This window comes from Hyphococcus aureus (assembly GCF_042643165.1).
In the GTDB taxonomy this organism is placed as follows: Bacteria; Pseudomonadota; Alphaproteobacteria; order Caulobacterales; family Parvularculaceae; genus Hyphococcus; species Hyphococcus aureus.
Genome location: NZ_JBHRSH010000002.1, coordinates 598,574 through 611,573, shown reverse-complemented (window position 1 = coordinate 611,573; position 13,000 = coordinate 598,574). Strand labels below are relative to the sequence as shown.

General features: G+C 57.1%; 13 protein-coding genes. 3 read left to right on the top strand and 10 right to left on the bottom strand.

Going from position 1 to position 13,000, the window contains the following annotated elements; genetic code table 11:
* Positions 1–27: 27 nt before the first annotated feature.
* The 10 genes from ACFOOP_RS15935 to ACFOOP_RS15890 form a co-directional block, all read right to left on the bottom strand.
* On the bottom strand, positions 28–1,461 hold the full coding sequence (locus ACFOOP_RS15935; RefSeq protein ID WP_379882122.1) for an aldehyde dehydrogenase family protein: 1,434 nt from the start codon (positions 1,459–1,461) through the stop codon (positions 28–30).
* Between the two features lie 188 nt (positions 1,462–1,649).
* Positions 1,650–2,654: an aldo/keto reductase gene (locus ACFOOP_RS15930; RefSeq protein WP_379882907.1), complete on the bottom strand. Its 1,005-nt coding sequence runs from the start codon at positions 2,652–2,654 to the stop codon at positions 1,650–1,652.
* 2 nt (positions 2,655–2,656) lie between these two features.
* Positions 2,657–3,616, bottom strand: coding sequence for a Gfo/Idh/MocA family oxidoreductase (locus ACFOOP_RS15925; protein WP_379882121.1), 960 nt, complete (start codon positions 3,614–3,616; stop codon positions 2,657–2,659).
* A 19-nt stretch (positions 3,617–3,635) separates the two neighbouring features.
* The gene (locus ACFOOP_RS15920) at positions 3,636–4,484 is read right to left on the bottom strand and encodes a class III extradiol dioxygenase subunit beta (RefSeq protein ID WP_379882120.1); all 849 of its coding nucleotides are present in this window, start codon (positions 4,482–4,484) and stop codon (positions 3,636–3,638) included.
* A 4-nt stretch (positions 4,485–4,488) separates the two neighbouring features.
* Positions 4,489–4,896 carry a protocatechuate 4,5-dioxygenase subunit alpha gene (ligA, locus tag ACFOOP_RS15915; protein WP_379882119.1) on the bottom strand — a complete coding sequence of 136 codons (408 nt, stop codon included), beginning with the start codon at positions 4,894–4,896 and terminating at the stop codon, positions 4,489–4,491.
* A complete protein-coding gene (locus tag ACFOOP_RS15910; protein ID WP_379882118.1) occupies positions 4,896–5,807 on the bottom strand; it encodes an amidohydrolase family protein in 912 nt (303 codons plus the stop codon). The genes ligA and ACFOOP_RS15910 overlap by 1 nt, the downstream gene beginning before the upstream one ends.
* A gap of 6 nt (positions 5,808–5,813) precedes the next feature.
* Positions 5,814–6,836, bottom strand: coding sequence for an amidohydrolase family protein (locus ACFOOP_RS15905; RefSeq protein WP_379882117.1), 1,023 nt, complete (start codon positions 6,834–6,836; stop codon positions 5,814–5,816).
* Entirely contained in the window at positions 6,833–7,714 is an 882-nt protein-coding gene (locus ACFOOP_RS15900) for an NAD(P)-dependent oxidoreductase (protein ID WP_379882116.1), read from the bottom strand. Before ACFOOP_RS15900 ends, ACFOOP_RS15905 begins: the two co-directional genes overlap by 4 nt.
* Positions 7,711–8,802: a 4-oxalomesaconate tautomerase gene (locus ACFOOP_RS15895; RefSeq protein WP_379882115.1), complete on the bottom strand. Its 1,092-nt coding sequence runs from the start codon at positions 8,800–8,802 to the stop codon at positions 7,711–7,713. Before ACFOOP_RS15895 ends, ACFOOP_RS15900 begins: the two co-directional genes overlap by 4 nt.
* The gene (locus ACFOOP_RS15890; protein WP_379882114.1) at positions 8,799–9,500 is read right to left on the bottom strand and encodes a 4-carboxy-4-hydroxy-2-oxoadipate aldolase/oxaloacetate decarboxylase; all 702 of its coding nucleotides are present in this window, start codon (positions 9,498–9,500) and stop codon (positions 8,799–8,801) included. The genes ACFOOP_RS15895 and ACFOOP_RS15890 overlap by 4 nt, the downstream gene beginning before the upstream one ends.
* A 126-nt stretch (positions 9,501–9,626) precedes the next feature.
* Here ACFOOP_RS15890 and ACFOOP_RS15885 point away from each other — a divergent pair, with 126 nt between their 5' ends.
* From ACFOOP_RS15885 to ACFOOP_RS15875, 3 genes are all read left to right on the top strand, one after another.
* Positions 9,627–10,844: a LysR family transcriptional regulator gene (locus ACFOOP_RS15885; RefSeq protein ID WP_379882113.1), complete on the top strand. Its 1,218-nt coding sequence runs from the start codon at positions 9,627–9,629 to the stop codon at positions 10,842–10,844.
* Positions 10,845–10,941: 97 nt separating this feature from the next.
* On the top strand, positions 10,942–11,400 hold the full coding sequence (locus ACFOOP_RS15880; RefSeq protein WP_379882112.1) for an NAD(P)H-dependent oxidoreductase subunit E: 459 nt from the start codon (positions 10,942–10,944) through the stop codon (positions 11,398–11,400).
* Positions 11,397–12,953: a formate dehydrogenase beta subunit gene (locus tag ACFOOP_RS15875; protein WP_379882111.1), complete on the top strand. Its 1,557-nt coding sequence runs from the start codon at positions 11,397–11,399 to the stop codon at positions 12,951–12,953. The genes ACFOOP_RS15880 and ACFOOP_RS15875 overlap by 4 nt, the downstream gene beginning before the upstream one ends.
* The last annotated feature ends 47 nt before the right edge of the window (positions 12,954–13,000 follow it).

The following is a 13,000-nucleotide window of genomic DNA, read 5'->3' as shown; positions in this document are numbered from 1 at the left end:
CCATTCCGACAGTTGTTTGAGTGTCAGTTATGCAGCGCTGGCCGGGTTGTGGCCAAGCATCGATTTCAATTCGAGGAATTCGTCGAAAGCATGTTCACCGAATTCGCGGCCATTGCCGGAGCGCTTGTAGCCTCCGAAAGGAACCGAGAAATCCATCTGGGAGTTGTTGATGTTGATGTAACCGGCGCGAATTTTCGATGCGACTTTACGGGCATGATCGATATCGCCGCTCTGAACATAGCCCGCAAGGCCGTATTCAGTGTCATTAGCGATCTTGATCGCCTCGTCTTCGGTGTCATAGCCTATAATAACCAGCACAGGCCCGAAGATTTCCTCGCGCGCGATGGTCATATCATTTGTGACGTCGGCGAAAATTGTCGGCTTCACATAATAACCTGTTTCCAGGCCTTCAGGCTTGCCAGGGCCGCCGGTGATGACGGTCGCACCCTCAGCGACGCCTTTCTCGATAAGACCTTGAATCTTGTTCCATTGAGACTCGGAGACGACCGGGCCCATTTTCGCTGTCGCCGGTTCGCCTGGAGTCCAGTCTTCAACCGCATTTTTGGCGATCTCAATAATTTCCTTCATTTTCGATTTCGGCGCGATCATGCGCGTTGGTGCCAGGCAAGACTGGCCGGAATTCATCATGAGTGTGGCAAGCGAGCCCGTGACTGCGGCGTCAAGATCGGCGTCTTCAAGAATAATGTTGGGTGATTTGCCGCCAAGCTCCTGGTGAACGCGTTTGACGCTTGGCGCTGCAGCTTTGGCGACTTCGACGCCGGCGCGGGTCGAGCCAGTGAAAGACACCATGTCGATGTTAGGGTGCGAAGAAATCGCGGCGCCGACAATTGGGCCATCGCCATTCACAAGGTTATACACGCCCGCGGGGAGGCCAGCCTCATCGAGAGTTTCAGCGAAGATATAGGCTGAGAAGGGCGCTATTTCTGATGGTTTGTGCACGATGGTGCAGCCGGTTAATATCGCTGGCGCAAACTTCGCGGCGAGTTGGTTCATGGGCCAGTTCCATGGCGTGATGAAACCGCAAACGCCAATAGGCTCCTTAACAACGCGGCTGGCGCCTTTGTCTTCTACGAATTTGAAATCTTTCATGGCGTCGATCGCCGTCATTAAATGACCAATGACTGACATCGTTTGTGGTCCGCCTGCGAGCCAGGCCGGGGCGCCCATTTCTTCGGTGATGGCCTCGCCAATAGCGTTTGCCCGTTTTTTATAGACCTCCGCAATTTTCACCACCATCGCGATGCGCTCGTCGATACTGGTCTGGCTCCAGAAATCAAAAGCGTTGCGTGCTGCTTTCACTGCTTTGTCGACATCGCCCACCGAGCCAAGACTGATTTTGCCTGCGACCTTTTCCGTGGCGGGATTAAAGACGTCTAGCGTCCTGGCGCTAGTCGGCTCAATCCATTCGCCGCCAATGTAGAATTTCGTGTAATTGCGCATTCCTTGTGGTCTCCTGGCAAAACGTCAGCGCTTCTTGCCAGGCGCCATCATGTTGCGGCGCCCTGCAATGCAACTCCCGATGAGCAAAGGGATTGCGCCCGTTTACCGCGCCACTGGCAGGGAAGGGTCTCACAGCAGGAGCCGAACTCCCCCTGCTAGTGAGCAGTCGCTTGAATTCTTTCGAACTCTCAAGCGGTTTGATCGAATTCTTCAGTGTCGATTTCGGCTTGTGTGCTTGCAGGATAACGCGGGCCGGAAACCGTGTTCTGGTTGATCAGAACTTCTGCTTTAGAGATGATTTCAGGGCTGAGCGTTATGGCGTCTGCAGAAATGTTTTCTTCCAGATGCCCAATAGAGGTCGTGCCCGGTATGGCGTGAATATGGGGCGCCTTGTGAAGCGTCCATGCGATGGCGAGTTGGGCGGGCGAACAGTCTGCCTCCTTGGCGATCTCGCGGAACGCGGGAAGAAGTTTTTGGTTCTGTTCAAAATGCGGCGTGTTAAAGCGCGGCATGCCGCGGCGGATATCTTTTTCGGCGAAATTCTCGGGGTCGAGATCCACATCCGTTAAAAATCCGCGCGCAACCGGCGAGAAAGCGACGAATGACGCGCCAAGTTCGGCACATGCGTCGATGACGGCGATTTCTGCATTGCGCGACCATAAAGAATATTCAGATTGAACCGCCGCAATCGGATGGACCTTATGGGCCTTGCGCAGGGTTTGTGCGGAGACTTCCGAGAGGCCGATGGCGCCGACTTTTCCGGTATCGACCAGCCGCGCCATTTCGCCGACGCTGTCTTCGATCGGAACGTTGTTCAGCTTGTCGTAACGGTGAAGATACCACAAATCGATGCGGTCGGTCTGAAGACGCTTCAGCGAGTCATCGAGAGTCTTGCGCAATGCCTCAGGACGGCCGTCGATGACGCGCTTTCCGTCTATGCCCTGCATGCCGCATTTGCTGACGAGAAGAATATCGTCGCGCACAGTTTTTAGCGCAGGGCCGACCAGTTCTTCATTACTGCCAAAGCCATAAAGCGCAGCGGAGTCGAAATGATCGACGCCAAGCTCAACTGCCTTGTGCAACAGCTTCACCCCATCCTCGGGTGAGGGAGGGTGGCCATAAGCATGGCTGAGATTCATGCAGCCAAGCCCGACGGGATTGACCGCGCGTCCTGCCAGTCGGCGTTTCTTGATCGTCACAGTTCGCCTTGCGCCTTCAGTTTTTCTTCGAGATCGTAAAGGGTTTTATAGCAGGGAAGGACCTTGCCGACGCTCGAATTCGGCTCGCGCCGTTCCTTGATGGCGGCGAAGAATTCACGGTCCTGCAGTTCGATGCCGTTCATGGAGACATCAACCTTGGAAACGTCAATCGGTTCTTCCTTGCCATTCACCAGATCATCATAGCGCGCGATATACGTGCCGTTGTCGCAAATGTAGCGGAAGAAAGTGCCGAGCGGACCGTCATTGTTGAATGACAAGGATAGCGTCAGAACTTTCCCTTTTTCCGACAGGAGTTGAATCGACATGTCCATGGCGATCCCGAGTTCAGGATGGATCGGCCCTTGAACGGCGTTGGCGACAACAACTTTTTCACCCGTTTGATACTGGAAGAGATCAACCGTGTGCGCTGCATGGTGCCAGAGAAGGTGATCCGTCCAGGACCGGGGCTCTCCCTTTGCGTTCATGTTTTTGCGGCGGAAGAAATAGGTTTGGACGTCCATCTGCTGAATAGAAAGCTCGCCTGCCGTAATCTTGTTGTGAACCCACTGGTGTGACGGGTTAAATCGACGGGTGTGGCCGACCATGCAGACGAGACCGGTTTCTTGCTGCTTTTTCATTACGGCCTCGGCTTCGGACCATGAATCAGCAAGCGGAATTTCCACCTGCACATGTTTGCCGGCGTCCATGCACTGGATCGCCTGTTCGGCGTGCATCTGCGTCGGGGTGCACAGGATTGCGGCGTCAACGCCGGGTTGCGCAAGCGCTTCCGCGAGGTCGGTGCAGGCATGGGGGACGCCATAATCGTCGGCGACTTTTTGTGTCGGCTCCAGTCTGCGGCCAACGACGGAAACGACTTCAACGCCGTCAATATTCTTTATGCCGTCGAGATGTTTGAGGCCGAACGCGCCAGCGCCGGCGAGGACAACTTTAGTCATGTTGATCCTTTCCTTTCGCTTACTCAGTGGGTTCGAGAACGATATGGCCGAGCGCCGTATTGGAAGCGGCCACATGATAATGGCGATGCAGCTCGCGAACGTCTTTGCCGAGCGCGCCGCGCATGATCAGCCACATGACGAGTTCGATGCCTTCGGAGCCAGCTTCGCGTAGATATTCGATATGCGGCATTTTGCGGAGGCGTTCCGGGTTCGCGGTGAGATCATCGAGAAATTTCTTGTCCCACTCAGCATTGATAAGACCGGCGCGCGTTCCCTGCAGCTGGTGGCTCATGCCGCCTGTGCCCCAGACCTGCACTTTCAGGTCTTCGGGGAAGCTTTCGACAGCGTCGCGAATGGCTTTGCCCAGATTATAGCAACGATTGCCCGACGGGGGCGGATAGGTGACGACGTTAACGGCGAGCGGAATGATTTTGCACGGCCAGGCGTCGGGCTGTCCGAACATTAGCGACAAGGGCACGGTGAGGCCGTGATCGACATCCATCTTGTTGATGATGGTCATATCGAATTCATCTAGGATGCAGCTTTGTGCAATATGCCAGGCAAGGTCTGCGTGGTTTTTCACCACCGGCACGGGGCGCGGTCCCCAGCCCTCATCCGCCGGCTGAAATTCATCGGCGCATCCAATCGCGAAGGTCGGTATCAGGTTCATGTCGAACGCGCTGGCGTGATCGTTATAGACGAGGATCACGACATCCGGCTTGTTCTCCGGCTTCATGATCCATTCTTTCGTCCAGTCAAAACCGGCGAAGGCTGGCTTCCAGTAATCGTCTTGAGTATTGCCAAGATCCACGGCGGCGCCGATGGCCGGCACATGGCTTGATGTTATGCCTGCAGTGATACGGGCCATGAACTTAATAACCTTTCTTTTTCGAACGCAGGCCTTCGGGCGAGCGCCCGCCGGATAGCATCATATTTCTATATTCTTCGACGCTCATGCCTGTCATGGTCGACACTGCCTGAAGATAGGATTTGCCGTCGGTCGAAAACACTTTCGCCAGAAAATAAATATTGCCGCCGAGATCGAGCAGCTTGTCGTAATCCCGGGCGAGCAGGGCGTCTTTCTGCTCCTGGGTCATTTTCGGCCATTCATCGAGATAGGCTTTTTCGTCAGCGAGCCAGCGCTTGCGATTTTCATCCTTCATCAAGCTCATGGCGAACTGGTTCACCCAATAGCCTTTTCGTGCGCGCGCGGTCGTGTAAACGCGCGTGCCGGGAATATCATCAAACTCGGCCAGATATTCGTGAATGTTTTGTTTCATTACTTACCTTCCTCCGGCCAATACAGGCGCATGGGATTGTCTACGAGCAGTTTGTGCTGAAGCGCTTCGCTTGGGGCGATGCGCGGGATCATATCGACAAGCCAGGCGTCGTCCGGCATGTGCGATGTCAGATTCGGGTGCGGCCAGTCCGTGCCCCACAGGACACGGTCAGGGAAGCGTTCAACGATACGGGCCCCGAACGGAACGAAATCGTCATAGGTCGGCGGCCCGGATTTTGAGAGCCGCTCGGGGCAGGTGACCTTCGACCAGATGTTTTCATTTTCTTCCATGAGTTTCTGGAAGAGAGAAAATTCGGGCCCGTCCACATCCTTCGTCACATCGGGGCGGCCCATATGATCGACGACGACAACGGTCTCAATGCTTGAAATGAAGTCGTAAAGCTCCGGCAGTTCCTCGGCCTCGAAATAGATGACGATGTGCCAGCCGAATTTGTTGATGCGCTCCACGAGCTTCGCGAGCACGGCCGGGGGTAGCGGGTCCACAAGCCGCTTCACAAAATTGAAACGGACACCCTTGATGCCGTTGGCGTTGAGGAGTTCCAATTCTTCGTCGGTGACAGATGGTTTGACGGAAGCGATGCCTTTCGCCTTGCCGCCGGAGCTCATGACCGCATCCATGGTTGCGCGATTGTCAGCGCCGTGACAGGTCGCCTGCACCAGCACATTGCGCGAAAAGCCGAGATGATCGCGGAGCGCATAGAGTTGATGTTTCGAAGCGTCGCAGGGCGTGTATTTCCGCTCCGGCGCAAAGGGAAACTTATGACCCGGCCCGAAAACATGGCAATGGGCGTCGACGGCGCCAGGCGGCGGCGTGAATTTAGGTTTCGACGGCCCGTCAAACCAGTCTAGCCAGCCGGGCGTCTTTTCGAATGTTTCGCTCGCGGCGCTCATGAAGCGTTACTTGCCTTTCGCTTTCAGGAATTTGTCTAGGCGCGGATAAACGCGCCGCGCATTGCCCTCATAAATTTTATATAGGTCGTCCGCCGACAAACCCAAATTGTCCACATAGCGTTTGGTGTCGTCGAAATACTGACCCGTCTGCGGGTCGATGCCGCGCACCGCGCCGACCATCTCCGAGCCGAACAGGATATTTTCGATTTCGATCACTTCGAAGAGGAGATCGATTCCAGGCTGGTGATAGACGCAAGTGTCGAAATAGACGTTCTTCATCACATGGGTTTCAACCGGCGGCTGTTTCAGCATGTCGGCGAGGCCGCGATAACGGCCCCAGTGATAAGGCACGGCGCCGCCGCCATGAGGGATAACGAGTTTCAGATCGGGGAAGTCTTTGAACAGATCGCCCTGAATGAACTGCATGAAGGCGTTGGTGTCGGCGGCGATGTAATAAGAGCCGGTGGCGTGGAACGTCGGGTTGCACGATCCCGACACATGAATCATGGCCGGGATTTCAAGCTCAACGAGCTTTTCGTAAATCGGATACCAGTATTTGTCGGTGAGCGGCGGCGCGTTCCAATGCCCGCCTGACGGGTCGGGGTTAAGATTGCAGCCGATGAACCCCAGTTCGTTCACGCAGCGTTCGACTTCCGCGATGGAGTTATCAAGAGACCCGCCGGGAATCTGCGGCAGCATGCAAACGCCAATAAAATTCTCGGGGAAGAGCTGCGTCACCCGATGGATCATGTTGTTGCAGGCGATGGACCATTCCATTGCGGTTTCCGCATCGCCTACATGGGGCTCCATGGCCGACGCGCGCGGAGAAAAGATGGTCATGTCGCCGCCGCGTTCTTTTAACAGGCGCAGCTGGTTCGCCTCGATCCCTTCGGCGATTTCATCATCGCTCATTTCCGGCTGCATGGGCTTGGGCAGAGACGGGTCTTTCAGGCGCACTTTCTGCGCCGCGCGGAAATCCGTATGGGCTTTCGGGACGATGGTCTGGTGGCCATGACAGTCAATGATCATAAGGCTCGCTCCGGGCTTGCGCCGTTGATGATTGCATCCAGCATATCGGGCAGGGTAGTTTCAGTAAGTGCATAGCGATGAGCGGCGGAACGGTCCTGCCGCTCTGCGCAGGCTGAACTCATCAGGGGCGAAAGCCCTGCTTCCTCAACGGTTTTTGCAACTTCGCGCATCTCTTCCGCGCGCCGCTTCCCGTGCTCCAGCGCCCGCGAGATCATATAGGTGGAAAGCTCCTTCCAGTCCGGTCCCGGGAAAAGGTCCGACAGGGAGGCGATGACAGTGTCTTCGACGCCGTAATGGCGCGCAGAAAGCAGCGATTCGGTCAGCAGCGCCTCAACGCCCTTGACCATGATGCTGCGGCACATCTTTGCGGCTGACGCCTTGCCATAGTCATCAGCGAAAACTGTTGCGCCCGCAAAGCCAAGCTCATGAGCAAGCGGCAGGAATGTTTCGGCGTGCTGGCCGCCAAACAACATGGGGCACGCGATGCGTTTCGGCCCGATGGGCGACATCACGGCGGCTTCAACATAGCGCCCACCAGCCTCATTGATGGCGGCGGCGGCCTTTGTTTTTGCGCCGGGCGAGGCGGAATTCAAGTCCAGAAAGACGGCGTCTTTTTTCACCACGCCGGCGATGCTTGTCACTGCGTTCATGGTTTGCGCGGCTGTGACAGCGCTGATGATGATGTCGGCGTTCTTTGCTGCGTCCTGTGCGGTTGCGCCTTTGCGGATTGCGCCTGCCGCCTTTGACGGCGCGCTGTCCGGGTCAGGAAACAGAACATCCCATGCGGAAATCGAATGGGCTTTGCCGGCAAGGTCGGCGGCGAGGATCTGGCCGACTTCACCGAAACCGATCAGGCATATGTCGGGCGCCCCGCTCATTTTCCGTCCCACACGCTTGAGCGGATATAAACTTCGCCCCGCATGAGCTTACGCGCGGTGCGCAACAAGGCTGAGCGTTTCACATCCACCGTGCCGTCGCTCAGCGCCACATCCATATCGACCGTGAAAAAACCGGTGGGATGCTCGATCTCCAGGCGTTTTTCGCCGTCGCCCGCGTCGAGTTTTGCAATGCCTTGCGCCACAGAGCCGGGCAGCATGCAGGCCGTGGCGACGCTGACGGCGCCAAGAACGCCAATGGCCTCATGCACACGGTGCGGGATGAAGCTGCGCGTGTTAACGACGCCGCCCGATTGCGGGGCTGAGACCAGCGTCATTTTCGGTACGGTCTTTTTCTCAACGTCGCCGAGATTCATTTTAGGGCCGATCAGAAGCCGGATGCTTTCGATGCGTTTTTTGAGGTCTTCGTTTGCTTCAAGCTCGGCGGGGCTTTCCGACCCGCTAAGGCCGAAATCGGCGGCGCGTAAAACGACCACCGGCATGCCGTTATCGACGCATGTCATCTCTACGCCGTCAATCTCATCAATGATGTTGCCAGTCGGCAGAAGCGCGCCGCAACTGGAGCCTGCGACATCGAGAAAGTCGATGGGGATGGCGGCAGAGGTTCCGGGCACGCCGTCAATGCGCGCGTCGCCTTCATATTCAACCTGACGCCCAGGCGTCGGCACATGGGCGACGGCGATCGCATCCGTGTTGACCATATGAATGCGCACCGGCGTGACGCCGTCTTTCGCCTCGACAAACTTGTTTTCAATCGCCCATGGTCCGACGCCTGCGAGAATGTTGCCGCAATTCTGGCTGGTTGAAACTTCCGGCTTGTCGACGACGACTTGCAGGAAAAGATAGCTGACATCGGCGTCATCGCGCATCGGCGCGGACATGATGGCGACCTTGCTGGTCAAAGGGTGGGCGCCGCCGACGCCGTCAATCTGGCGCAGGTCAGGCGATCCCATGGCGGCGAGCAGAACCTGATCGCGCAGAGTTTCGTCTCCCGGCATGTCTTTCGCGTTGAAGTAAAGCCCTTTCGACGTCCCCCCGCGCATCAGGGTCGCCGGGATTGCCGTCATCATGACTTCAGCCAGTCTTTCTGGTCGACATATTTTAGACCGCGTTCGGCGAGACGTTCGCGCATCTTGTAGATGTCGAGGCCGAGTTCGCCAGCGGCGAGGCGCTGGCGCTTGGATTCTTCGTTCGCCTCGCGCTCCTGGGATTTTTTCAAAACTTCGGCGGCTTCTTCTTTGGCGACAACCACCACCCCGTCATCGTCAGCGATGACGATGTCGCCCGGATTCACATAGGCTCCGGCGCAGACGACCGGAATGTTTACGTCGCCCAGGGTTTCTTTAACCGTGCCCTGGCTGAAGACGCATTTCGACCAGACCGGAAATCCCATCTCTTCGAGGTCTTTGGTGTCGCGAACGCCGGCGTTAATAATGAGCGCCTTGACGCCGCGCGCCTTGAGCGAGGTGGCGAGAAGGTCTCCGAAATAACCGGCGTCGGAATCTGAGGTGGGCGCCAGCACCAGGACATCGCCCGGCTCGCATTGTTCAACAGCCACATGGATCATCCAGTTATCGCAGGGCGGCGCGGAGATGGTGACGGCGGTTCCCGCCACATGAGCGCCCTTGTAAATAGGGTTGATATCCGGCGCGAGGAGACCCTTTCTCCCTTGGGCCTCATGGACGGTGGCGACGCCGATCCGGCCCTGCGCGAAGGCGTCTACGACCGACTTGTCCGCACGCTCTATGTTGGTGACAACGACGCCCATGAACTCCTCCGTAAAATATTGATTCCTTATGGCTTTTGAGATGCGCCCGGGCAGGGCTGAAATCCAATTGAAAATCGGCCCCAAATATAAGAAAATGCTAATGAGTAAGGATCAACCTCATCATTTATGCGCCAATCGCCCAATCCCAGGCATCCGCCTAATCTCTGGCATCTGAATGTTTTCCGCGAAATCATCCGGCGCGGTTCGGTGACCGGCGCGGCGGCGGCGCTGGGGTTGACGCAACCGGCGGCGAGCCAGGCCCTGAAAGGCCTGAACGACCATTACTCGACGGCCCTGACCGCGCGCAGCAAGGACCGCATTGTTACGACGCAGGAGGGGCAAATTCTTCTTGAACGCGCCGCGGTCGCGCTCGGCCTGTTGAGTGAAGGGGTAAGAGAGGCGTCCGGGCCGAAGGCTAATCCGGGCAATGCGCTGCGAGCGATGTCGGCGCGGCGTCTCGAAACCCTTGCCAGCATAGTTCGCCATGGAGGTTTTTCCGGCGCTGCGCGGGCGGAAGGATACGCGGCGCCGACAGTGCATCGGGCGGCGAAAGATCTTGAAAAAGCGCTTGACGCATCTTTGTTCGAAAGCACCAGCCATGGCGTCCGGCCAACAAAAAAAGCGGAAATACTGGCGCTTAAAACCGGCCTTGCCTTTGCGGAATTAAAACAGGCGGCGGAGGAGATTGCTGAAGCAATGGGCCACGAAGCGGGCGGCACCGTCATCGGCGCCATGCCGCTGGCGCGTGCGCATCTGGTTCCTGCCTCGGTCGCCGCATTTTCGGCGGCCTATCCCGACCATAAGGTAACGATCGTCGATGGCGCCTATGAGGATTTGCTAATCGGATTGAGAAGAGGGGACACGGACATATTGGTCGGCGCCATGCGGGAAAACCCGGCGCTTAAAGATGTCGTTGAAGAGCCCTTATTTGATGACCCGTTGGCGATCGTCATGCGTGTCGGCCATCCGGCGGCTGAGGCGTGTCTTGATGGTCCAACGCTCGGTTCTTTTTCATGGATTGCGCCACATGCAACATCTCCGTTGCGCAGTCACTTCGATGCGTTGTTTGAAGGATTGAATTTGCCGGCGCCGAAAGATGTTATTGAATGTAACTCCCTTGGCGTCGCGCGCGTCATATTAATGAATTCCGACCGTATGATGCTCCTGTCGGACGAGCAGATTCGCTACGAAAAAACGGCAAACATGCTGATTTCGCGGCCGCACCCGGTTTCCGAAGTCTCACGCAGCATTGGGTTAACCAAGCGGCGCAACTGGCGGCCAACCGCGGTTCAGGCGGCTTTGCTGGCGGAAATTAACAGGCAAGCCAATAAGAAGGCTGATTAGGCTTCGCAAATCCGACATCCCTTGTGCCCGAATTGATATGGGGTTTTCATAATTTTATGTTACGTCTCAACCTTGTAGCTATGAGACGAAACTGCGCGTGACCCTTTCAAGCCTGATTGAGCCTTTTGTCGGCCGCACCGGCGGCCTTATTTCCGCATTGCATGAAGTGCAACGCGTTCACGGTTTTTTGCCGGAGGATACCGAAGCGGAAGCCGCGCGCGCCTTCAATCTTTCGCGCGCTGAAGTGAAAGGCGTCATCAGCTTTTATCACGACTTCAAACGCGCGCCGCAAGGCAAGACCGTTATGCGCCTTTGCGCTGCGGAGGCGTGTCAGGCGGCGGGCGGGCGCGACTTCATCAAGGCCGTTGAAAAGAAATTCGGCTTGAAAATGGGCGAGACAAGCGCATCTAAAGATATCACGCTCGAACCTGTTTATTGTCTTGGTCTTTGTTCAACGGCGCCGGCCGCGATGGTTGATGGCCGACTGGTGGGTATGGCGGATGCAGGAAAGATAGAAAAAGCGTTCGAGCGCGCCAAAAAGGAAAGCGCGTCATGAGTGCGCTGACAATTTATCTCCCTCTTGATTCAACGGCTGTCGCCATGGGCGCTGACGATCTTGCGGATGCGCTTTCAGCCGAAGCCGCCAAGCGCAAGCTTGAGCTTAAGCTTATGCGCACCGGCTCGCGCGGCATGCACTGGCTGGAGCCGCTTGTTGAAATCGAAAAAGACGGCAAGCGCATCGGCTACGGTCCGGTGAATGAAGATGATGCGGCGTCGCTTCTCGATGTGGTGACGGGTGACGGCAAGCACGACAAAAATGTCGGGCCGGTGGAAGACATTCCATTTTTGAAAAACCAGACGCGCCTGATCTTTGCGCGCTGCGGCGTTGTCGATCCGGTTTCCGTTGCAGACTATCAAAGCCATGGCGGTTACGCCGGTCTCGACAAAGCGCTCAAAATGGACAGCGCCGCCATCTGCGAAGAGGTGATGCAGTCTGGCCTGAGAGGACGCGGCGGCGCAGGCTTCCCGGCCGGCATTAAGTGGAAGACCGTCGCAGGCGCGCAAGCGGATCAGAAATACATTGTAGTCAATGCGGACGAAGGCGACAGCGGCACCTTCGCCGACCGTATGATCATGGAAGGCGACCCCTTCACCCTGATCGAAGGCATGACCATTGCTGGCGTCGCTGTTGGCGCGACACAGGGCTATATCTATTTACGCTCGGAATATCCGATCGCCGCGCGCGTTCTGAACGAAGCGATCGCCAATGCGCGTCAGGCAGGGCTCCTCGGCGACAATGTTCGTGGGTCCGGCAAGGCCTTCGACATTGACGTCTTCATGGGCGCCGGCGCCTATATTTGCGGCGAAGAGACATCGCTCCTGAACAGCCTTGAAGGCAAACGCGGCGAAGTGCGCGCCAAGCCGCCGCTCCCCGCGCTTGAAGGTCTCTTCGGCAAGCCGACCCTTGTCCACAACGTCATTTCACTTTGCTCGGTTCCGGCGATTTTTGAGAAAGGCGCCGCATATTATCGTGACTACGGCATGGGCAAGTCGACGGGCACAATGCCGTTCCAGATCGCCGGCAATGTCAAACATGGCGGTCTTTATGAGACGGCTTTCGGCGTCACCTTGCGCGAGCTGGTGGAAGAGATCGGCGGCGGGACATTTTCGGGACGGCCGGTCCGCACAGTGCAGATTGGCGGGCCGCTCGGCGCCTATCTGCCGCCCCGTCTTTTCGATCTCAAAATGGATTACGAAACCATGATCGAGCATGGCGCCGGCGTTGGTCATGGCGGCCTTGTGGTGTATGATGACACCATCAACCTCGCGGATCAGGCGCGCTACGCCTTTGAATTCTGCGTTGAGGAATCCTGCGGCAAGTGCACGCCCTGCCGCGTTGGCTCGGTCCGCGGCGTCGAGACGGTGGATCGCATCACGGCGGGCGTCGACCGCGACAAGAATTTAACAGTCCTCAACGACCTTTGTGAGTTGATGGTGGACGGCTCGCTTTGCGCCATGGGCGGCATGACGCCGATTCCGGTGCAAAGCGCGGTGAAATATTTCCCGGAGGATTTCGGGATCAAGTCGTCGCTGAAGGCGGCTGAGTAGGACCCGCCGCGAAGGCGGCAGAATACGACACGCCGCGACAAGCGGCA